Source organism: Burkholderia sp. Tr-862, from assembly GCF_011753085.1.
Lineage (GTDB): Bacteria > Pseudomonadota > Gammaproteobacteria > Burkholderiales > Burkholderiaceae > Burkholderia > Burkholderia ambifaria.
Genome location: NZ_VWWG01000119.1, coordinates 1 through 20594, shown reverse-complemented (window position 1 = coordinate 20594; position 20594 = coordinate 1). Strand labels below are relative to the sequence as shown.

At 67.5% G+C, this 20594-nt stretch carries 18 protein-coding genes; 12 read left to right on the top strand and 6 right to left on the bottom strand.

Annotated features, from left to right (window positions below):
* Positions 1–227: 227 nt before the first annotated feature.
* Positions 228–1235, bottom strand: coding sequence for a hopanoid-associated sugar epimerase (hpnA, locus tag F3J14_RS25095; RefSeq protein ID WP_166725277.1), 1008 nt, complete (start codon positions 1233–1235; stop codon positions 228–230).
* 199 nt (positions 1236–1434) lie between these two features.
* On the opposite strand from hpnA, the gene F3J14_RS25090 reads away from it, so the two are divergent.
* The 3 genes from F3J14_RS25090 (at position 1435) to F3J14_RS25080 (ending at position 4165) form a co-directional block, all read left to right on the top strand.
* Positions 1435–1731 (top strand): acylphosphatase, encoded by a 297-nt coding sequence (locus F3J14_RS25090; protein WP_041491699.1) that lies wholly within the window; start codon positions 1435–1437, stop codon positions 1729–1731.
* 12 nt (positions 1732–1743) lie between these two features.
* Positions 1744–2643 carry an EamA family transporter RarD gene (rarD, locus tag F3J14_RS25085; RefSeq protein WP_166725276.1) on the top strand — a complete coding sequence of 300 codons (900 nt, stop codon included), beginning with the start codon at positions 1744–1746 and terminating at the stop codon, positions 2641–2643.
* A 397-nt stretch (positions 2644–3040) separates the two neighbouring features.
* Positions 3041–4165, top strand: a complete 1125-nt coding sequence (locus F3J14_RS25080; protein ID WP_166725275.1) for an OpgC domain-containing protein — start codon at positions 3041–3043, stop codon at positions 4163–4165.
* A gap of 55 nt (positions 4166–4220) precedes the next feature.
* On the opposite strand, the gene F3J14_RS25075 is transcribed toward F3J14_RS25080, so the two are convergent.
* Positions 4221–4427 (bottom strand): hypothetical protein, encoded by a 207-nt coding sequence (locus F3J14_RS25075; protein WP_166725274.1) that lies wholly within the window; start codon positions 4425–4427, stop codon positions 4221–4223.
* Between the two features lie 120 nt (positions 4428–4547).
* Positions 4548–6071, bottom strand: a complete 1524-nt coding sequence (locus F3J14_RS25070; protein ID WP_041490113.1) for an oligopeptide:H+ symporter — start codon at positions 6069–6071, stop codon at positions 4548–4550.
* A gap of 498 nt (positions 6072–6569) precedes the next feature.
* Between F3J14_RS25070 and F3J14_RS25065 the strand changes: the two genes are divergently transcribed.
* The 7 genes from F3J14_RS25065 to F3J14_RS25035 all read left to right on the top strand — a co-directional run bounded on the left by F3J14_RS25065 (position 6570) and on the right by F3J14_RS25035 (position 14451).
* On the top strand, positions 6570–7148 hold the full coding sequence (locus tag F3J14_RS25065) for a cupin domain-containing protein (protein ID WP_166725273.1): 579 nt from the start codon (positions 6570–6572) through the stop codon (positions 7146–7148).
* A gap of 177 nt (positions 7149–7325) precedes the next feature.
* Positions 7326–8939, top strand: a complete 1614-nt coding sequence (locus tag F3J14_RS25060; protein WP_166725272.1) for a peptide ABC transporter substrate-binding protein — start codon at positions 7326–7328, stop codon at positions 8937–8939.
* Positions 8940–8950: 11 nt separating this feature from the next.
* The gene (locus F3J14_RS25055; protein ID WP_166725271.1) at positions 8951–9889 is read left to right on the top strand and encodes an ABC transporter permease subunit; all 939 of its coding nucleotides are present in this window, start codon (positions 8951–8953) and stop codon (positions 9887–9889) included.
* A gap of 13 nt (positions 9890–9902) precedes the next feature.
* The gene (locus F3J14_RS25050) at positions 9903–10805 is read left to right on the top strand and encodes an ABC transporter permease subunit (protein WP_166725270.1); all 903 of its coding nucleotides are present in this window, start codon (positions 9903–9905) and stop codon (positions 10803–10805) included.
* A 1-nt stretch (position 10806) separates the two neighbouring features.
* Positions 10807–11799 (top strand): ABC transporter ATP-binding protein, encoded by a 993-nt coding sequence (locus tag F3J14_RS25045; RefSeq protein ID WP_166725269.1) that lies wholly within the window; start codon positions 10807–10809, stop codon positions 11797–11799.
* Complete coding sequence (locus tag F3J14_RS25040; RefSeq protein WP_166725268.1) at positions 11796–12818, top strand: oligopeptide/dipeptide ABC transporter ATP-binding protein; 1023 nt, start codon at positions 11796–11798, stop codon at positions 12816–12818. Before F3J14_RS25045 ends, F3J14_RS25040 begins: the two co-directional genes overlap by 4 nt.
* A 160-nt stretch (positions 12819–12978) precedes the next feature.
* Positions 12979–14451 (top strand): OprD family outer membrane porin, encoded by a 1473-nt coding sequence (locus F3J14_RS25035; RefSeq protein ID WP_166725267.1) that lies wholly within the window; start codon positions 12979–12981, stop codon positions 14449–14451.
* Between the two features lie 67 nt (positions 14452–14518).
* On the opposite strand, the gene F3J14_RS25030 is transcribed toward F3J14_RS25035, so the two are convergent.
* From F3J14_RS25030 to F3J14_RS25020, 3 genes are all read right to left on the bottom strand, one after another.
* Positions 14519–15511, bottom strand: a complete 993-nt coding sequence (locus F3J14_RS25030; protein ID WP_166725266.1) for a DedA family protein/thiosulfate sulfurtransferase GlpE — start codon at positions 15509–15511, stop codon at positions 14519–14521.
* A gap of 163 nt (positions 15512–15674) precedes the next feature.
* Positions 15675–15944 (bottom strand): hypothetical protein, encoded by a 270-nt coding sequence (locus F3J14_RS25025; RefSeq protein ID WP_040138862.1) that lies wholly within the window; start codon positions 15942–15944, stop codon positions 15675–15677.
* 238 nt (positions 15945–16182) lie between these two features.
* Positions 16183–18528 (bottom strand): phospholipase C, phosphocholine-specific, encoded by a 2346-nt coding sequence (locus F3J14_RS25020; RefSeq protein WP_166725265.1) that lies wholly within the window; start codon positions 18526–18528, stop codon positions 16183–16185.
* Between the two features lie 528 nt (positions 18529–19056).
* Between F3J14_RS25020 and F3J14_RS25015 the strand changes: the two genes are divergently transcribed.
* Positions 19057–19557 (top strand): GNAT family N-acetyltransferase, encoded by a 501-nt coding sequence (locus tag F3J14_RS25015; RefSeq protein WP_105784677.1) that lies wholly within the window; start codon positions 19057–19059, stop codon positions 19555–19557.
* Between the two features lie 351 nt (positions 19558–19908).
* The coding region (locus F3J14_RS25010) for a thioredoxin family protein (RefSeq protein ID WP_166725264.1) at positions 19909–20594 on the top strand (686 nt) is incomplete at its 3' end.

The following is a 20594-nucleotide window of genomic DNA, read 5'->3' as shown; positions in this document are numbered from 1 at the left end:
GCCGCGGCGGCGCGCGCGAACGCTTCCGCGCTGCGTGCCGCCTGCTGCGCGGCGTGGTGATCGTGGAGCAGCTGATCGACGCCCGCGTTGAGCGAATCGATCTGATCGTTCAGGTTCATGCGTGTCTTCTCTGCGTAAGACCCGCGATTTTAACCGCTGCGCCGGTGCCGGTCCGTCAGCGACGTGTAACAAAGTGCGCAAAGCGGCGTGAAACACGCCGCACTGTGCTATTTCAGGTAGCCCGCCGAGCCGAACCAGTCGAGCGCGTCGCGCAGCCCTTCGCGGTACGGACGCGCGCGGTAGCCGAGCTCGCGCTCGGCCTTCGCGGACGTGAAATACATCTTGTTCTTCGACATCCGCAGCCCGTCGACGGTCACGAACGGTTCCTTCTTCGTGAACTTCGCGACGGCCTCCGCGCCGAGCGCGAGCGGGTAGAGCGGCCAGCGCGGCAGCGCGATCGTCGGCGCATTGCGGCCCGTCATCTGCGCGATGTCGGCCAGCATCTGCTGCAGCGGCAGGTTCTCGCCGCCGAGGATGTAGCGCTCGCCGATCCGGCCGCGCTCGAGCGCGAGGAAGTGGCCGTGCGCGACGTCGTCGACGTGCACGAGGTTCAGGCCGGTATCGACGAACGCGGGAATCTTGCCGAGCGCGGCCTCGACGATGATGCGGCCGGTCGGCGTCGGCTTCACGTCGCGCGGGCCGATCGGCGTCGACGGGTTGACGATCACGGCCGGCAGCCCTTCGTCGGCGATCATGCGCTCGACCGCGCGCTCGGCCAGCACCTTGCTGCGCTTGTACACGCCGATCGCCTGCTCGGCGGTCAGCGGCCGGTTTTCGTCGGACGGATCGCCGGCGCTCGTGACCTTCAGCGTCGCGACGCTGCTCGTGTAGACGATCCGCTCGACGCCTTCGGCACGCGCCGCGCGCATCGTCGCGACCGCGCCTTCGAGGTTCGCGCGCTCGATCTCGTCCGGATCCGGCGCCCACAGCCGGTAGTCGGCCGCTACGTGCAGCAGGTAGCGCACGCCGCGCAGCGCGGCGCGCATCGACGTCTCGTCGCGCATGTCGCCGGTGACGATCTCGGCGTCGAGATCCGCGACGTTCGTGCGCGGGCTGGTCGGGCGCACCAGCACGCGCACCGCATAGCCTTTCTGCTGCGCGATGCGTGCGACGGCCGAGCCGACGAAACCGGACGCGCCGGTGACGAGAACGAGATCGCGGGAGGTATCAGTCATGCGTTTCCTTCAGGGCCGCGCGCGGGCGGCGCGGCGGTTGTGCGTCGGCGAGATTGTACGTGGTCGGCGCGCCCGGCGACGCGAGCGCCGCGCGGGCGGCCGCACCGGACGGCGACTGATGGCCGGCCTGCCGGGCGCGTGTAGGAAGCGGCCGACGCGACTACAATGCCGGGCTTGAATGCAACAGGAGGGCGACGCGATGAGCCGCAATGAACTGGACGAACGGATCGAGACCTACTACGTGCGGGTGCGCGGCGTCGTGCAGGGCGTCGGCTTCCGTCACGCGACGGTGCGCGAGGCGCATGCGCTGAAGCTGCGCGGCTGGGTCGCGAATCTCGAGGACGGCAGCGTCGAGGCGATGATCCAGGGGCCCGGCGCGCAGATCGACCGGATGCTCGCGTGGCTGCGCCACGGGCCGCCGGCCGCACGCGTGACCGAGGTCACGTTCGAAGAACGTCTGATCGAAAGGCGCTTCGATCGCTTCCAGCAGCAGTAAGGCGAAAACAACATGACGGGGTATCCGGAGGCCGGGCGCGGCATCGTGCTGTCGGTGCTGGCGTCGACGCTATTCGCGCTGATGTCCGCTTACGCGAAACTGCTCGCGCCGCTCACGGGGCTCGACATCTTCGCGTGGCGCATCGTGTGGACCGCGCCGGGCGCGCTCGCGCTGATCGCGCTGCGCGGCCGCTGGCCCGCGCTCGTCGAGCTGGTCCGACGCAGCGTGCGCGACTGGCGCCTGCTGATCGCGCTGCCGGTGAGCGCGGCGCTGCTCGGCTTGCAGCTGTGGCTGTTCCTGTGGGCGCCGCTGCACGGGCGCATGCTCGAAGTGTCGCTCGGCTATTTCCTGCTGCCGCTGACGATGGTGCTCGTCGGCCGCTTCTACTATCACGAACGGCTCGATCCGCTGCAATGGGCGGCGGTCGCCTTCGCGGCGCTCGGCGTCGCGCACGAGGTGTGGGCGACGCGCGCGTTCGCGTGGCCGACGCTCGTCGTCGCACTCGGCTATCCGCCGTATTTCGTGCTGCGCCGCCGGATCAACGCCGATTCGCTGGTCGCGTTCGCGGTCGAGATCATGCTGCTGTGTCCGGTTGCGCTCGCGATGGTGTCGACGAGCCCGACGTCCGTCGCCAGCCATCCGCTGCTGTGGGCCGTGCTGCTGCCGGGGCTCGGCGTGCTCAGCACCCTCGCGCTCGCGAGCTACCTGAAGGCGAGCCGGATGCTGCCGATGGCGCTGTTCGGCATCCTCGGCTACGTCGAGCCCGTGCTGCTCGTCGCGGTGTCGCTGCTGCTGCTCGGCGAGACGCTGAGCGTCGCGCAGCTCGCGACGTACGGGCCGATCTGGGTCGCCGTCGCGCTGACCGCGTGGCACAGCGCGATGCTGATGCGGCGCCTGCCCGCGCGTCGCTGAGCGTCGGTCAGCGTCATCTCCCGCGGCACGACGGCGGCGCGGAAAAGGGCTGCGCGTCGCGCGTTCGTCGCGTCGAATCCCGCGATCCTGGCGTCGAACTGGCGACGCACTGACGTCACGCTGGCCGCGTCGCCAGCTTCGACTCGTCGCTGTCACGCGTGTAATCGAACAGAAGATTCCGTTGCATTTTGTTACTTAGGGTATCCCCCGACCGGCCGCTAGACTGATCTGACCGTCTTCTCTTCGTATGCGGCTTTTCCATGAACGGTCATCTCCGTGCCGGGCCGGCCGGGCTGGCGCGATGCGAGCATACGCGTATCGCCGCTGCTCGGCTTCGCCTTCTCCCTTCCGAATTCTCCACCGGTGCGTGCCGCGCCGTCCTCGCGCAGGTGCGGCCATGTCGCTGAGCATGTCGCCCGCCACCCCCGCTCCGCCGGCGCGCGGCGGCCGCCTGATCGAAGTCGATTTCTTCCGCGGGATCGTGCTGCTGATGATCGTCGTCGATCACATCAGTGCGAGCGTGCTGTCGCGCGTGACGCTGCACGCGTTCGCGCTGTGCGACGCGGCCGAGGTGTTCGTGTTCCTCGGCGGCTTCGCGACCGCGAGCGCCTACGGCGCGATCGCCGACCGGCACGGCGCGCGCGCCGCGCAGCGGCGGTTCGTGCACCGCGCGATGCAGATCTATCGCGCGTTTCTCGCGACGTCGACGCTGATGCTCATCGTGTCCGCCGTGCTCGACCATTACGGGATCGACGCGCCGAACCTCGCGCTCGACGACGTCAGCGTGATGCTCGCGTCGCCGCTCACGGGCGCAGCCGAGCTGCTCACGTTCCAGCGCCAGCCGTATCTCGCGTCGGTGCTGCCGATGTACGTGCTGTTCGCGCTCGCGTCGCCGGTCGTCGTGCCGTTCGCGCGCCGCCACCCGTGGCTGCTCGTCGCGTTCAGCGCGGCGTCGTGGCTCGCGGCCGGCTGGCTCGGCCCCGAACTGCTGGACACCGATGCGTTCCGCTGGAGCTTCAACCCGTTTGCTTGGCAGCTGATGTTCGTCGGCGGCGTGCTCGCGCGCAGCCAGCCGTTCTACCGGCACGTCGCGCTCGGGCGCTGGAGCGCCGCGGCGACCGGCGTCGCGTGCGCGATCGTGCTCGGCTGCGCGAGCTACAAGCTGTTCTCGGGGCTACCGGTGCCGGAAGGCGTGCTCAAGCGCGATCTCGCGCTGCCGCGCATCGTGAGCTTCGCGGCGCTCGCGTGGCTGATGGCCGACTGCGTACGCTACGGCTGGATCGCGCGCATTGCGCAAGCCGTGCGGCCCGTGGTCGCGGTTGGCCGGCGCGGCTTGATCTGCTTCGTCGCGGGCGCGGCGATCTCGCTCGTCATCGATTCGCTGCTGCATCCGGTCGCGAACGGCGCCGAGCTGCGGCATATCGGCGTGGGCCTCGCGGCCGACGCTTGCGCGGTCGGGCTGATGATGGCCGTGGCCGGGTCGGGATCGTGGTTCGCACGCTGGCGTGGCGCGGCCGCATGAGCGGCGCGGGAGCGCGCGCAGGCGGCGCGCAAGGGGCCGCGCGGCGTCGGGGCGCTCAGTGAGGTGAGCCGATGCGGGAGCGGGGGGCCGCCGTCGCGTCGTCGGATTCGGCGTCGTCGCGTTCGTCGGACTTCGGATCGTCCTGCTGCGCGAGCACCGCGTCGGCTTCGGCCGCGGCCCGGGCGGCGCGCAATGCGGTGCAGCGCTGCGCGTGCCGGATGTCCGACAGTATCCTCAAGAGCCGAGTCGTTTTGCTTTTCATGATCTTCTCCCGCCAGTGCGCATCGCGATGGAACGGATGCGCCGTTGCAACCAGTGTAGGACGTGCTGGCCGCGCCGGCGGGAGAATGTGGCGTGCATGCCGCACGCCGAGGGATAGTACTTACTGAGCCGAGGCCATAGCCTGCGCCTGCACCGCTTCTTCCTCGCGGCGCTCGTCCGTGCAGCGCTGATGCTGGCGCGACAGGCGGTTCATCATCGGCAGCAGCAGCAGCGCCAGCAGCATGCCGATCGCGGCGAGCCAGCCGAGCTTCTCGAACAGCGACAGGTAGAGCGGCAGCGATTCGGTGGCCGGCAGGTCGTGCGACGGCATCTGCGCGAAGTTCGCGACGACGCTGCCGAGATACTGCGACACACCCGTCGCGACGAAATACGCGCCCATCATGAAGCCGCTCATGCGCGCCGGCACGTAGCGGGCGATCATCGCGAGGCCGAGGCCGCTCACCAGCAGTTCGCCGAGCGAGTAGAGGCCGTAGCCCCACACCATGAACCACGACGACACGCGACCGTCCACCGCGTAGCGGCCGCTGATCGTGAACACCAGGTAGCCGGCCGCCACCGCGCCGAAGCCGAATGCGTATTTCGCCGCGACCGGCAGGTCACGGCCGCTCTTCGAGAACGCGTTGTAGATCCACACGAGCAGCGGGCTCAGCATCATGATCCAGATCGGGTTCAGTGCCTGGAACTGCGCGGCGCTCCACGTGAACAGCGTCGTGCCGAACAGGATGAAGCGCGGATCGACGTTGCGCAGCGCGAACAGCGTCAGCGACGTCGACATCTGCACGTAGAAGATGAAGAACAGGATCACCTGGCCGATCAGCACCAGTGCCGCGATCAGGCCGGCCCGCTCCGAACGCTCCGACTTCGCGATCATGTACGCGAAGATTGCCAGAATCGCGAACGCGGCCGTCCACACGCTCGCGACCGCGAGCTGCTTGTGCTGCAGCACGTACAGCGTGATCAGCGCGAGCGCGACGCCGCCTGCCGCCACGCCGCCGAGGCGCTTCCAGCGGATCGGTTCGTCGTCGGGCTGCGAGCCGATGTGCGCGAGCGTGCGGTGCATCAGCATGAAGTTCAGGATCGCGAGCAGCATGCCGCCGCAGCAGACCGCGAATGCGGTGTGCCAGCCCCAGTGATCCTTGATCCACGGCGTCGCGAGCATCGACACGGTCGAGCCGATGTTGACCGCCATGTAGTAGATCGTGAATGCGCTGTCGATGCGCGCGTCGTCGCCTTCGTAGATGCGGCGCACGAGGTTCGCCGCGTTGGCCTTGAACAGGCCGTTGCCGACGACGATCACGCCGAGCGATGCGTACATGTACGCCAGCGCGTCGTTCGGAACCGCCAGCATCAGGTAGCCGGCGCACAGCACGGCCGCGCCGATGATCATCGTGCGACGGGCGCCGAGCACCTTGTCGCCGATCCAGCCGCCGATCGACGGCGACGCGTAGACGAGCGCGGTAAACGCGCCCCAGGTCAGGTTCGCATGGCTGTCGGTGAAACCGAGCCGGTCGACCATGAAGAGGACCAGAAGCGCGGCCATGCCGTAGTAGCCGAAGCGCTCCCACATTTCGATGAGGAAGACCGTCGTAAACGATCGGGTTTGTGAAACAGGTGCGTGCATCATCAATCTCGTTTGAAACGGACGGCGCGGATCGCGCGTCGCCTTGGGGTCGAACTGGCGCCGTAGCACGGGGGCCGGGTAGGCTTTGCGTCGGCGATGGAGCAGTCGGGCGGGTTAGCCCGGGCCGGGGTCGGACTCCGCCAGATAAGGCGGCGCGCGGCCCCGACCGGCGCGCGAATGGTAACGTTTGCCGGTCCGGTGCGTCGGGTCCGCGCCACTCAGGGAAACTCCCAATATGGCAGCAGCTTTCAGGAACATTTGTCTCGTCATTTACTTGTAAGCTCTGCGCCCGTTCTCCGCAAATTCCCGGAGAGCCGCTTGCAGCTTGCCTGTGAAGCCGGCGAGTCTGGCAAGATAGCGCGTCGTTTCGCACGCTCCGTGCCCTGTTTAGTGCACCGGGCTCGACACCGAAGACGTGTGCGAACCCGAAGATTAAGGCATCTCGATTTAACTTAGTTACTTTCCATCAAACATTTTTTGACGACCACTTTTCGGCCTGCTATGGTTTCCCCCACTGAAAACTCGCGATCGGCAGACGCTGCCGCTCTGGGCAGCAAGATTCGCGCGTTGCGCCAACGACTCAAGCGCACGCTCGACGACACCGCTACCGCCGCGGGTATTTCGAAGCCGTTTCTGTCTCAAGTCGAGCGCGGGCTTGCGTCGCCGTCGCTGACGTCGCTGGCCGGTATCGCACAGGCGCTCGGCGTGACGGTGCAGTACTTCGTGGATACGCCGAGCGAGGAACGCTCGGTCTGCAGAGGCGATCAGTTGCGCTTCTTCGGATTCGCCGATTCGGCGAACCTGTTCGCGAGGCTGACGAACGTGTCCGAAGGGCGCCAGCTCGAGGCGATCCTCGTGCGGTTGCCGCCGGGGCAGAAGCGGTCGGAAGTAACGACGCATGCAGGAGAGGAATTCCTGTATGTGATTGAAGGGGAAGTGTCGCTGACGCTGGAAGGCAAGACGTTCGTCCTGCAGGCCGGCGACAGCTCGCACTATCAGTCGACGGTCCCGCACAGCTGGGTCAACACCGCGAAGATCGAATCGGTGGTGGTCTGGGTCGGTACACCGAGGCTGTTCTAACGCACAGGTATTCCTTCGTTTCAGAGACGGAATGCCTGTCGAAAGAAACGTAAGGAATACTAAGATGCAATACGAGAACCACGGGCCTCCCCAATCGCTGCACCCGTCAGCGTCTCAAGCGTAACCGCGGCATCCGCCGCGCGACGCTCACCGAACAACCTTCTCAAGACTGCCACGATGAAATCCTTGCATGCCATGTCGGCCGTGCTGGCCGCGCTCGCCCTGACGACGCCCGCCGCTCACGCCGTGACCGTTCCGTCGAACGTCGCGCTCGCTCCTCAACAGGACCTGACGCGCCAGGTGCCCGCCGAAGTCGAGTCGCTCGACCCGGCGCACATCGAATCTTGGACGGGCAACACGATCGGCCTCGATCTGTTCGAAGGGCTCGCCCGTATCGATGCGGCCGGCCAGGTCGTGCCGGGCGTCGCGCAGTCGTGGGAGCGCAAGACGCCGCAGACGTGGATCTTCAAGCTTCGCCACGATGCGAAGTGGAGCAACGGCCAGCCCGTGACGGCCGCCGATTTCGTCTACTCGTGGCAGCGTCTCGTCGATCCGAAGACGGGCTCGAAGTACACGATCCTCGTCGAGTTCATCAAGAACTCGAAGGACATCATCGCCGGCAAGGCCGCGCCGACGACGCTCGGCGTGCGCGCGGTCGATCCGTACACGCTGGAAGTGACGACCGACGTGCCCGTCGCGTTCTTCCCCGAGCTGACCGCGATGGCGCCGCTCGCGCCGGTGAACAAGGACACCGTCGCGAAGTTCGGCGACGCATGGACGCGCCCCGGCAACATCGTCAGCAACGGCGCATACCAGCTCGTCGACTGGCAGCCGAACAACCGCATCGTGGCGACGAAGGATGCGAAGTACTGGAACGCGTCGAAGGTCGTGATCAACAAGGTCACGTACCTGCCGATCGAAAGCGACGAAACCGCGATGCGCATGTACCAGGCCGGCCAGATCGACTACAGCTACTCGATCCCGTCGGGCATCTTCCAGCAGGTCAGCAAGCAGTTCGGCGGCGAGCTGCGCCCGGGCCTGCAGCTCGCGACCTACTACTACTACCTGAACAACAGCGACCCGGCGCTCAAGGACAAGCGCGTGCGCCAGGCGCTGTCGATGGTGATCGATCGCGAGGTGCTGACGTCGAAGCTCACGCAGGCCGGCGAGAAGCCGATGTACGGCCTGATGCCGAACGGCACGAAGGGCGCGCAGCCGTTCACGCCGGAATGGACGTCGTGGCCGATGGCCAAGCGTGTCGCGACCGCGAAGGATCTGCTCAAGCAGGCCGGCTATTCGGACGCGAAGCCGCTGTCGTTCACGCTCACGTACAACACCAACGACCTGCACAAGAAGGTCGCGCTGTTCACTGCATCGGAATGGCGCACGAAGCTTGGCATCAACACGAAGCTCGAGAACGTCGAGTTCAAGGTGCTGATGAAGGAGCGGCATGACGGCAAGGTGCAGATCGCGCGCGACGGCTGGTTCGCCGACTACAACGACGCGATGACCTTCTTCGACCTGATCCGCTGCGGCAGCTCGCAGAACACCGTCGGCTACTGCAACAAGCAGATGGACTCGCTCGTCGACGAAGGCAACCAGAAGCTCGACGACAAGGCGCGCACCGCGCTGCTCACGCAGGCGCACGACACGGCGATGAACGACACGCCGATGGTGCCGCTGTTCCAGTACTCGGCCGACCGTCTCGTGAAGCCGTACGTGGGCGGCTACTCGCTGAAGAACGTGATCGACATGCGTGCGTCGCAGGACATGTACCTGATCAAGCACTGAGCGGAGCGATCATGCTGGCCTACGCATTGAGACGCACGTTGTGGGCGGTGCCGACGATTCTCGCCGTCATCACCGTCTGCTACCTGCTGCTGCATTTCACGCCCGGCGGTCCGTTCGATACGGAGAAGCAGCTGTCCGTGGCGACGCTCGCGAACCTGAACGCGAAGTATCACCTCGACGAGCCGCTGTGGAAGCAGTACCTGCTGTATCTCGGTTCGCTGCTGCGCGGCGATCTCGGCCCGTCGTTCCGCTACGTCGACTGGTCGGTGAACGATCTCGTGAAGAAGGCGCTGCCCGTGAGTCTCGGCGTGGGCGGCGTGTCGATCCCGATCTCGATCGTGTTCGGCGTGCTGCTCGGTACCGTCGCGGCCGTGCGCCGCGACAGCCTGATCGACCGCTTCGTGATGCTGCTCGGCAACTTCGGCAACGTCGTGCCGCCGTTCGTGCTCGGCCCGGTCCTGGTTTGGATCTTCGCGATCCTGCTGAAGACGTCGGCCGGCAACGGCTGGCTGCCGGCCGGCGGCTGGGGCGACGGCGGCTGGCAGTACCGGCTGCTGCCGATCGTGCTGCTGACCTTCATCAACGTGTCGCTGCTCGCACGCGTGATGCGCGGCTCGATGATCGAGACGCTGTCGAGCAACTACATCCGCACCGCGCGCGCAAAGGGCCTGCCGGGCTCGACGATCGTGCTGCGCCACGCGCTCAAGCCCGCGCTGATGCCGGTCGTGTCGCTGTTCGGCACGGTCTGCATCACGTCGATCACGGCGGCCGTCGTCACCGAATCGGTGTTCGCGCTGCCGGGGCTCGGGCAGCTCGTCGTGAACGGCGCGATCAACCGCGACTACACGCTGGTGCTCGGCCTCGTCGTGCTGACGACCGTCTTCGCGGTGCTGTTCAACCTGCTGGTCGACCTCGCGTACGCGTGGCTCGATCCGCGCATCCGTTATTGAGCGAGGCACTGCGATGACCCCGACTACTCCCGTCGTCAGTCTGCCCGTGCAGACCGACTCGCCGCCGCGTTCGCGCTCGCCGCTCGCGCTCGCGTTCGCGCGCTTCCTTCACAACCGCGCGGCCGTGTTCAGCCTCGTGCTGCTCGCGCTGATCACGCTCGCGTGCTTCGCCGGCCCGTGGCTGCTCGCGGCCGATCCCGCAGCGAGCGACTGGGCTTCGATCAGCCTGCCGCCGACGCTCGCCAACCAGCACTGGTTCGGCACCGACGAACTGGGCCGCGACCTGCTCGTGCGCACGCTGATCGGCGGGCGCGTGTCGATCGAGGTCGGCCTGCTCGGCACGCTGGTGTCCGGCCTGTTCGGCGTCGCGTGGGGCGCGACCGCCGGCTTCGCGGGCGGCCGGGTCGACTCCGTGATGATGCGCATCGTCGACATGATGTACGCGATCCCGTACCTGCTGATCGCGATCCTGATGATGACCCTGTTCGGCCGCTCGTTCATGCTGGTCGTGCTGACCATCAGCGCGTTCTCGTGGATCGACATGGCGCGCGTCGTGCGCGGCCAGACGCTGTCGCTGCGCAACCGCGAGTTTGTCGATGCGGCGCGCGCGATCGGCGTGTCGCCGGCATCGATCGTGCTGCGCCACATCGTGCCGAACCTGCTCGGCGTGGTCGTCGTGTACGCGACCGTCTCGGTGCCGAACATCGTGCTGACCGAATCGGTGCTGTCGTTCCTCGGCCTCGGCGTGCAGGAACCGATGACGAGCTGGGGCGTGCTGATCCAGGACGGCGCGCAGAAACTGGAATCGATGCCGTGGCTCCTGCTGGCACCGGCCGTCATGCTGTGCGTGACGCTTTACTGCGTGAACTTCGTTGGCGACGGCCTGCGTGACGCGCTCGACCCGAAGGATCGCTGAAATGGCAGCACTACTTGAAGTCGACAACCTCGGCGTGCGCTTCACGCGCAAGGATGCACCGCCGATCGACGCCGTGAGCGGCGTGTCGTTCTCGCTCGAGGCCGGCAAGACGCTCGGCATCGTCGGCGAATCGGGCTCGGGCAAGAGCCAGACCGTGATGGCGTTGCTCGGCCTGCTGGCCGGCAACGGCACGACGACGGGCACGGCGCGCTATCGCGGCGACAACCTGCTCGAGATGGATACGCGCGCGCTGAACGCGGTGCGCGGCGACCGGATCGCGATGATCTTCCAGGATCCGATGACGTCGCTCAATCCGTTCCTGACGATCGAGCGGCAGATGACCGAGACGCTGCAGCTGCATCGCAAGCTGTCGCGCAAGGACGCGACCCGGCGCGCGATCGAGGCGCTCGAGTCGGTGCGCATTCCCGATGCGGCACGCCGCATCCGCATGTATCCGCACGAGTTCTCCGGCGGCATGCGGCAGCGCGTGATGATCGCGATGGCGCTGCTGTCCGAGCCGGAAATCCTGATCGCCGACGAGCCGACCACCGCGCTCGACGTGACCGTGCAGGCACAGATCATCGACCTGCTGCGCGAGCTGAACCGCGAGCGCGGCACCGCGATCGTGCTGATCACGCACGACATGGGCGTGGTCGCGGGCCTCGCGGACGACGTGATGGTCATGTATGCGGGCCGCACCGTCGAATACGCGCCGGCCGATTCGATCTTCGCGGCGCCGTCGCATCCGTACACGATCGGCCTGCTCAACGCGCTGCCGCGCCTGACCGACGCGGACGATGCGCCGCTCGTCGCGATTCCCGGCAATCCGCCGATGCCCGGCACCGCGGCGGCCGGCTGCGCATTCGCGAAACGCTGCACGTATGCGGAGGAGCGCTGTGGTGCAGCGCGCCCCGCGCTCGAAACCTATGGCGCGGTGGGCGCGGTGCGCGCATGCCACCGGCCGCTGGCCGATCTGACGGGAGGTCTGCGATGAGCGTCGAAGCACACCGCAATACCGGCGCGACGGGCGACACGCTGCTGTCCGTCGAGGATCTGAAGGTGCATTTCCGCGTGCCGCTCGGCGGCTATCCGTGGTCGCCGAAGGGCACGCTGCGCGCGGTCGACGGCGTGTCGTTCGACGTGAAGCGCGGCGAGACGGTCGGGCTCGTCGGCGAGTCGGGCTGCGGGAAGTCGACGCTCGCGCGCGCGCTGATCGGCCTCGTGCCGATGACGGCCGGCACGGTGCGCTGGCGCGGCGATGCCGTCGCGCCGGATCACCTGCGCGGCACCGCGATGCGCCGCGAAGTCCAGATGATCTTCCAGGATCCGCTCGCGTCGCTCGATCCGCGCATGACGATCGAGCAGATCGTCGCGGAGCCGCTCGTCACGCACCACGCGGGCCTCGGCCGCACCGAAGTGCGTCGCCGCGTGATCACGATGCTCGAACGCGTCGGCCTGAATGCGCATCACCTGCTGCGCTATCCCCACGAATTTTCCGGCGGGCAGTGCCAGCGCGTCGGTATCGCGCGTGCGCTGATCAGCGAGCCGAAGCTCGTGATCTGCGACGAACCCGTCTCGGCGCTCGACGTGTCGATCCAGGCGCAGATCGTGAACTTGCTGCGCGATCTGCAGCGCGACCTGTCGTTGTCCTATCTGTTCGTCGCGCACGATCTGGCGGTGGTGAAGGCCATCAGCCAGCGCGTGCTCGTGATGTATCTCGGCCGCGTGATGGAGTTCGGCACGCGGCATGACGTGTATGGCGTGCCGCAGCACCCGTACACGAAGGCGCTGCTCGATGCGGCGCCGACGCCGGAGCCGGCGCGCGAGCGTGCTCGCCGTCCGATGCTGCTGGCGGGCGAGATGCCGTCGCCGCTCAACCCGCCGTCCGGCTGTGCGTTTCGCACGCGCTGCCCGGTCGCGATCGACGCGTGCGCGCAGGACGTGCCGCTGCCGGAAGTGCGGCACGGCTCGGCGGCGCGTGTCGCGTGCATCCGGGCGGGCGTGGCGGCGTGAAGTAACGCAGCAAACATAACCAGGCAGGTCAACAGGGGTAGGGTGCGGCGCGAACAACCTTCGCGCCGCGGGTAAAGGCGCGTCCTTAACCGGGCTCGCCGGGGGGCTGGAAGCGGATCGCAACCGGCGTGGACGACATCAACACAAGACGAGAATGACGATGAAAAAGCAAAAGACGATCGGGACGGCATCGAAGATGCTGCTTGCATGGGGCTTGCCTGCGCTCGCGGGCGTGTCACTGACCGGCGTCGCGCACGCCGACGACGCGGCCCCCGCACCGCTGACGGTTGCGCAGGCTGCGCCGTCCGCCGGCGCGAGCACGACCGTTGCGCAGGCAACGACCCCGAACGCCATTATCAACGCCGAAGCGACCCAGGCCGTCACGCCGCCTGACGAGCCGTCGGCCCAGTCGAAGTCGAAGGGCTTCATTGCCGACAGCCATCTCGACTTCCTGTTCCGCAACTATGCGGACGTGCTCGACAGCAAGGGCGGACCGCACCGCCACGCGTGGGTCCAGGGCGCGATGGCGAACTTCGAGTCGGGCTTTACGACGGGCTTGATCGGAATCGGTTTCGACGCGTCGCTGTATGCGGCGCTGAAGCTCGACGGCGGCCAGGGCGCCGGCAGCATGGTGCACATCGCGAAGGGCGGCGGTGGCGGCAACCAGCTCGCGTGGGCGTACCCGGGCATTTACGACATCAAGGCGCGCATCTCGAACACGGTGGTCAAGTACGGCCTGCAGGCCGTCGACAACCCGTTCATGGAGCAGCACGACAACCGCGCGCTGCCGCCGACGTTCCTCGGCGCGACGATCGTCAGCAACGAATTCAAGAACGTGATGCTCGAGGCCGGCAGCTTCACGAAGACCGACGCACGCGGTCACACGACGCTCACCAACCTCACGACGCAGTACGGCGGCACGCGCATCAACCGCCTGACGTATGTCGGCGGCACGTGGGACTACTCGCCGAACGGCGAAGTCGCGCTGTACGCGAACCAGGCCGACGATGTGTGGCACCAGTACTACGCGTCGGTGAAGCACAGCATCGGCAGCACGCAGACGATCAAGTGGACGGGCTTCGGCAACGTCTACTCGACGCACGACACCGGCGACGCGCTGCAGGGCAAGATCGACAACAACGCATACAGCCTGTCGCTGGCCGCGCAGCACGGCCCGCACGAGCTGCTGCTCGGCTTCCAGCAGGTGCTCGGCGACCAGTTCTTCGACTACCTGAACGAAACCAACGGTATCTTCCTGACCAACTCGATGGACGTCGACTACAACGCGCCGCACGAAAAGTCGCTGCAGCTGCGTTACACGTTCTACGGCAAGGAAGCGGGCCTGCCGGGCTTCAAGGCGATGGTCTGGGGCGTGACGGGCTGGGGTGCGGACGGCAGCGCGGGTGCGGCGAACGATCCGAGCAAGTCGAGCATCTACTGGAGCAACGGCGCGCCGGTGCAGGGCCGTCACCACGAGTTCGGCTTCATCCCGTCGTACACGTTCCAGAGCGGCAAGCTGAAGGACACGAAGGTCACGTTCATCGCGATGTGGCACAACGGTTCCATGCACTCTTCGGACGCGACGAACCGCGAGTATCGCCTGGTCGTGAACCTGCCGCTGCACGCGTTCTGATCGAAGGGGGATGCAACGTCCCCCGCGGTATTTCCCGTCTTGCGCGGCCGGCCTGCGGTCAGTTCGATCAGGCCGGCTTGTGCAGGCCCGCCACCGGATCGTTCGCGGCGGGGATCTCTTCCACCAGCGACGTGAGCTGGCGGCCGGTGTCGCGCCAGGCATCGAGGCCGCCGCGCAGCGGCAGCGCATCGGTGAAGCCCGCGTCGAGCAGGCGCTTGGCCATCAGCGCGGCCGTCACTTCGTTCGGGCACGAGCAATACACGACGAACTTCTGCGTGAGCGGATAGCGCGCGACGATGTCGGCGATACGCCGTTCGTCCGCGAATTGCGCGCCGGGAATCGTGAACGGGTCGAGCTTGCGATGCTCGGGCGAACGCACGTCGAGCACCACGGGCGCCGACGCGTCGCCCAGCAGGCGGTCGAGCTCGTCGACGCCGATCCGCGCGGTCGCGAGCTGGCGGATCAGCGCGCGGCGGCGCATCCAGCGCACGGCCGCATAGATCGCCAGCAGCGCGACGATCACCAGCAGCACCGCGCGGCCGAGCCGGCTCGCGCCGGCGAACAGCCAGTCGATCTGCCGGTAGAACACGACCCCCGCGACGAGCCCGACGATCGTCCACAGCGCGGCGCCGAGCGCATCGTAGCCGGCGAACGTGCGATAGCGCGTGCCGAGCGCGCCGGCCATCGGCACCGACACGAGCGACAGCCCCGGAATGAAGCGGGCGACCGCGAGCACGCGCACGCCGTAGCGGCCGAAGAAACGTTCGGTCTTCTTCACGCAGGTATCGCGCGACAGCGACAGCCGGCAGATTGTCTTCAGCGTCGTGCCGCCGTAGCGCCGCCCGGCGACGTACCACACGGTGTCGCCGATCAGCGCGCCGAGCACCGACAGCGCCAGCACCGTCACGAGCTGCGAACCGATCATCGCCGGATGCATCGCGGCCATCGCGCCGAACAGCACGAGCGTCGGCATCGCCGGCACGGGCAGGCCGATGGCCGCCGCAAGTACGTTGGCGAAGACGAGAAGCGGCCCGTATTGGGCGACGAGGTCACGGAGCATGACGGCTGGCCGAAAAGGAAGCGCGTGAGGAGACTACACAGATGGGCCGATTATCGGCCATTTTCAACCGTGCGTCGGGGAATGACGGAAAGCGCCTGACGGCGGCAGGGGGATGCGGGCAGAACGGTGAGCCGAGGCGTTGCACGCGGCTCACCGTTCGACTTCAGGAAGGGGTGCGGGCGAGCGACGCGGCGCCGTGGTTTTCGCCGGGCAGCTCGGCGCCGTGCGAGCGGATCGCCGCGATCAGTTCGGCCGGCGTGATCTCGTAGCGGACCTCGCGGTGGATGCCGGGCTTGCGTTCGTCGATCTCGATCAGCAGCACGCTCTTGCCGTCGCCGGTCGATTCGAGCCGGAGCGAGCGCAATTCGCGGCCGTCGGCCGGGTCGTGTTCGGTGAGCAGGGTCATTGCCCCGGATGAGCCGGTAGTGCGCATCGAACCTATCCTCGTGTCGTGTGTGCCAGATTGGCGAAGATGTCGTTGTTGAATGCAGCTTGACGAAGTTTAACGCGAACGGGCCGCAACACGGAGCATTTTCGGTGGCCCCGAAAAGAGGGCTGCACCATCGATCCTTCTGATGTTTGAGCCGCGCCGGGCGGGCGTTTCAGCCGGATCGGGCCGTGCCGCGCCCGCCGCCCGGCCGGGGAATCGGGCCGGGCGGGCGGGGGGGCCGTCAGAAGCGGTCGGCGAGCCCCATCGCCGGGTCGCTGACCGAGTGGCGGCCCGTTTCGACGCGGCCGGCCACGCGGCGCGAGAAGCTCGCGTCGCTATCGGCGGTGACGACGAAGTCGTACCAGTGGCCGGTCGAGTCGAGCTTCCAGTGCAGTTCCGACTGGCCGCCGGCGCGCACCGTGACGGTCCACGTCGTACCGGTGTCGTTGCCGTGCCCGTGACCCTGGCTATTGCCGTCCTCGTTGCCGTGGCCGCGATCGTCGTTCGCGCCGTGGCCGGACAGTGCGCCGTACACCTCGTTCGACTTCACCGTGAAGCGCACTGGGCTGCCGCCGTCGTTGCGCAGCCGCAGATGCAGGTTGCCGCTCGCGCCCGCATAGCCGACCCGGATCTCCGGGTGCGGCGCCCGCCCGCCGGCCAGCCGGGCCAGGTCGCCGGTGAAGCGGCGGTGATAGCCGTTCGGGCCGAGCACCCACAGGTCATATTTGCCGCTGTCGTCGGCCAGCGCCGCCCAGTCGCCGCGCAGCGCCTTGCCCGGCTCGACGATGTAGCGGCGCGGCACGCGGTCGAGGTGCAGCTTGTCGTAGACGTGGAACACCGCCGCCGCGCGACCCGTGTTCGCGAACTTCAGCGTGACGGTGCCCTTGCCGGCATCGACCTGCGCGCTCGCATGCAGCTCGTACGGCAGCGCGCGCGACGGGCGCACACCGGTGGCCTGCGCGGGCAGCGACGGCGTGGCCGGCGGCGTGATCTTCGGCGCGGCCTGCTGCGCGGCGCTCAGTGCGTCGACCTGGCTTTTCGTCGTGCGGCCCGCGAGCGTCGGCAGCGGTTCGTTGTTCGGCGCGCGGAAGTTGAACGCGCTCGTCAGGTCGCCGCACACCGCGCGGCGATACGCGCTGATCTGCGGCTCGACCACGCCGAAGCGCTTCTCGAGGAAAAGCAGCGTCGACGTATGGTCGAACACCTGCGAGTTGACCCAGCCGCCGCGGCTCCACGGCGATACGACCCACATCGGCACACGCGGGCCCGGACCGTACGGACGGCCGTCGGCCGCGGGCTGGCTCGACGTGGCCGGCGCGAAGTCGTGGTACTCGACGGCGACGTCGGCAGCCGCGAGCGTATGGCCGCCCGCAAGCGAGCCGTCCGCGTTGCGCGACGGCACGGCCGGCGACGGCATGTGGTCGAAGAAGCCGTCGTTCTCGTCGTAGTTGATCAGCAGCACGGTCTTGCTCCACACGTCCGGGTTCGCGGTCAGCGCGTCGAGCACCGCCTGCACGTACCACGCGCCCTGCGCGGGGCTCGACGGCCCCGGATGTTCGCTGTACACGGACGGCGGGATGATCCACGACACCTCGGGCAGCGTGCCGTTGCGGATGTCGTCACGGAACGTTTCGAGGAAGCCGTACGGCATCGTGTTGCCGAAACCCTTCGCGAGCGGGCTCAACGGATCGTCGATCGCCGGATCGTAGAACGCGCCGGCCGCCGTCACCGGCTGCGTGATGTCCGTCGACGCGACGTACGCGGGCCGGCGTGCGGCCGGCATCTGCTCGATGGCCGCGCGCCAGTGGCGAAAGCTCATCATCTCGTTGCAGCCGAAGTTGTCGATCAGGCTCTGGTAGACCTTCCAGTTCACGCCGGCCTGCTGCAGCCGGTCCGCGTAGGTTGTCCACGTCCAGCCCTGGTTCGACGGGCCGATGTCGTTGCCGCCGTTGAACTGGTTGTTCAGCGCGGCGAGCTTCACGCGGCTGCCGTCGGCCGGGCTGATGCCGTTCGGGCCGTTGGTGCCGCTCCAGTAGAACAGCCGGTTCGCGATCGTGCCCGTGTGCATCCCGCAGTGGTAGTGGTCGCACAGCGTGAACGCGTCGGCGAGCGCGCGCTGGAACGGCACTTCGGCCGCGTCGTAATAGCCCATCGACAGCGGTGTCTTCGCGTCGGGCCAGCGGTTCATCCGGCCATGGTCCCATGCGGCCTGAGAGTCGGCCCACGTGTGCGGCGTGCCGCCCGCGCGCTGCGCGTTGCCCTGGCGCGCATCGAGGTGGTACGGCGTGATGGTCGTCGCGGGCGTCGCTTTCGTGTAGGTCTGGTGGAACACGTCGCGGCCGTTCGGCGACGGCACCGCGAAGCGATCGCCGTAACCGCGCACGCCCTTGAAGGTGCCGAAGTAGCCGTCGAACCCGCGGTTTTCCATCATCAGCAGCACGACGTGCTTGACGTCCTTGATGGTCCCCGTTTCGTGAAACGCGGGAATCGCGAGCGCGCGGCGGATGCTCGGCGGAAACGCGGACAGCGCGGCGGCGGCGAGGCCGGAAGTCGCGGTTTGCTGAAGGAATTTGCGGCGTGACGTCATGGCGTTCTGATCCTGTGATGGTGGGAGCGTTCGTGACTTCGTCTGGTTGCGCCCGTGCGTCGTCCCCCCTGGGACGGTCGGCGATGCGTGTGCGTTTCGGCGCGTCGGCCGTTGTCGCGCTCCTGCTGGCCGCACGCTCGTGATGCGCGGGGCAGGATGTCGGCCCACGCGTGCCCGGCGCGTGCCGGGCGGGGCGGCGCCCAGTCTAGGGAGCGCAGATGACGTCGACGTGATGCGGAAATGACACGCGATGACGTGCGGTACCGGTGGCGGTGACGTTGCGAGCGCAACTAATCGGCGACGCGCCGCGAAGATGCCGGGCTGGTCGGAAATTACCGATTTACGTGGCGGGGTTGGTCAGAAATTACCGATTGCGTGAAGCCGGCGTGATGCGGTGTGGTTGTGCGTGCAACTGAATCGCGTTGCGCTGCGACCATGTTTCATTCGTGTGAAATCGGATAAGCTCGATGCGTTGTTGCGTTCGCGCGGCAACGTGCCCCGGCCCGATACTTTCGACTCTACCCAGTCATGACCGATATCACGATCCGGCACAGCGAGACGCACGACGTCGACGCGATCCGGCAAATCGTCGCGCATCCCGCGGTGTACATGAACACGCTCCAGCAACCGTTTCCGTCGCACGAGAAATGGCAGCAGCGACTCGAACGTCTGCACGAACAGGGCGTGAGCCTCGTCGCCGAACTCGACGGCGCGGTGGTCGGCCATCTCGCGCTACATCCGGAGCAGAACCCGCGCCGGCGTCATGCGGCGTCGCTCGGGATGATGGTCGATGCGTCGCATCATGGTCGTGGCATCGGCGGTCGGCTCCTGGCCGCCGCCATCGAACTCGCCGAAAACTGGCTGAACGTCACGCGCCTTGAATTGACCGTATTCGTCGACAACCCGGCGGCTATCGCGCTGTATGAAAAGCACGGTTTCCGGATCGAGGGAGAGGCGCCGGACTACGCGCTGCGCGACGGCGCGTATGCGTCGGTGTATCAGATGGCGCGGATCAAGGGACGGCAGTAATGGAAGGACGCATGCAGCGCGATGCGTCGTTGCGCCTACGGCGCATGAGTGCACGTCGGCGATGCCGCACGTCATATCCATTCGAGAATTCGTTCGTTTTCAACCGGCCGCGTGAATCGTATCGTCGAGCGATTTGCCGGTCGCGACTTTCTGCGTCGATGTCTGCACGACGCGCGCGGCCGGTTCCGGCATGCGCGGCGCCATCCGTCGACGCCTTTCGTTGTTTCGTCGTTTCGCCGTGTTTTTGCCTCGCCGCTTCGCACGCATGGACCGGCCGTCGCTGACATGCCGGCTCCGACCGTCGCGCGACGCCGCATCCCGCAACCGTCTCTTTCAACGGAACCCGCCTCGATGAAAACCGTTCTCCGGAACCTGACTGCCGCCTGCCTGTTCGCCGCCGCGGGTGCGGCGTTCGCCACCCCCGCGCCGCAGGGCGCTGCCGTGTCGAGTCCTTCGGGCGACGGCGCGCATCTGCCGCCCGGCATCGCGTGGCAGCAGGGCGACGTCGATGCCGCGTTCGCGCTGGCGAAGCGCACCGGCAAGCCGTTGCTGCTGTACTGGGGCGCGGTGTGGTGCCCGTCGTGCAACCAGGTGAAGTCGACGATCTTCAGCCAGCAGGCGTTCAAGACCCGCTCGTCGTTCTTCGTGCCGGTGTATCTGGACGGCGATACCGAAAGCGCGCAGAAGCTCGGTGAGCGCTTCAAGGTGCACGGCTATCCGACGATGATCCTGTTCCGCCCGGACGGCACCGAAGTGACGCGGCTGCCGGGCGAAGCCGATCTCGATCGCTACATGCAGGCGCTGTCGCTCGGGATGACGGCCGCGCACCCCGTGCGGCAGACGCTCGCGACCGCGCTGAACAACGGTGCGTCGCTGACGCCGGACGAATGGCATCTGCTCGCCGACTATTCATGGGACACCGACGGCGCGCTGCCGGTGCCGCCCGATCGGGTCGCGGTGACGCTGCAGACGTTGTCGCAGCGTGCGCGGGCAGCCGGCGCGAAGGCGGACGCCGCGCGGTTCGCGCTGAAGTCGGA

What these genes read in the sequence shown, in the direction of transcription:
- hpnA (WP_166725277.1), bottom strand. Translation starts at nt 1,235, where the DNA reads ATGACTGATACCTCCCGCGATCTCGTTCTCGTCACCGGCGCGTCCGGT.
- F3J14_RS25090 (WP_041491699.1), top strand. Translation starts at nt 1,435, where the DNA reads ATGAGCCGCAATGAACTGGACGAACGGATCGAGACCTACTACGTGCGG.
- rarD (WP_166725276.1), top strand. Translation starts at nt 1,744, where the DNA reads ATGACGGGGTATCCGGAGGCCGGGCGCGGCATCGTGCTGTCGGTGCTG.
- F3J14_RS25080 (WP_166725275.1), top strand. Translation starts at nt 3,041, where the DNA reads ATGTCGCTGAGCATGTCGCCCGCCACCCCCGCTCCGCCGGCGCGCGGC.
- F3J14_RS25075 (WP_166725274.1), bottom strand. Translation starts at nt 4,427, where the DNA reads ATGAAAAGCAAAACGACTCGGCTCTTGAGGATACTGTCGGACATCCGG.
- F3J14_RS25070 (WP_041490113.1), bottom strand. Translation starts at nt 6,071, where the DNA reads ATGATGCACGCACCTGTTTCACAAACCCGATCGTTTACGACGGTCTTC.
- F3J14_RS25065 (WP_166725273.1), top strand. Translation starts at nt 6,570, where the DNA reads ATGGTTTCCCCCACTGAAAACTCGCGATCGGCAGACGCTGCCGCTCTG.
- F3J14_RS25060 (WP_166725272.1), top strand. Translation starts at nt 7,326, where the DNA reads ATGAAATCCTTGCATGCCATGTCGGCCGTGCTGGCCGCGCTCGCCCTG.
- F3J14_RS25055 (WP_166725271.1), top strand. Translation starts at nt 8,951, where the DNA reads ATGCTGGCCTACGCATTGAGACGCACGTTGTGGGCGGTGCCGACGATT.
- F3J14_RS25050 (WP_166725270.1), top strand. Translation starts at nt 9,903, where the DNA reads ATGACCCCGACTACTCCCGTCGTCAGTCTGCCCGTGCAGACCGACTCG.
- F3J14_RS25045 (WP_166725269.1), top strand. Translation starts at nt 10,807, where the DNA reads ATGGCAGCACTACTTGAAGTCGACAACCTCGGCGTGCGCTTCACGCGC.
- F3J14_RS25040 (WP_166725268.1), top strand. Translation starts at nt 11,796, where the DNA reads ATGAGCGTCGAAGCACACCGCAATACCGGCGCGACGGGCGACACGCTG.
- F3J14_RS25035 (WP_166725267.1), top strand. Translation starts at nt 12,979, where the DNA reads ATGAAAAAGCAAAAGACGATCGGGACGGCATCGAAGATGCTGCTTGCA.
- F3J14_RS25030 (WP_166725266.1), bottom strand. Translation starts at nt 15,511, where the DNA reads ATGCTCCGTGACCTCGTCGCCCAATACGGGCCGCTTCTCGTCTTCGCC.
- F3J14_RS25025 (WP_040138862.1), bottom strand. Translation starts at nt 15,944, where the DNA reads ATGCGCACTACCGGCTCATCCGGGGCAATGACCCTGCTCACCGAACAC.
- F3J14_RS25020 (WP_166725265.1), bottom strand. Translation starts at nt 18,528, where the DNA reads ATGACGTCACGCCGCAAATTCCTTCAGCAAACCGCGACTTCCGGCCTC.
- F3J14_RS25015 (WP_105784677.1), top strand. Translation starts at nt 19,057, where the DNA reads ATGACCGATATCACGATCCGGCACAGCGAGACGCACGACGTCGACGCG.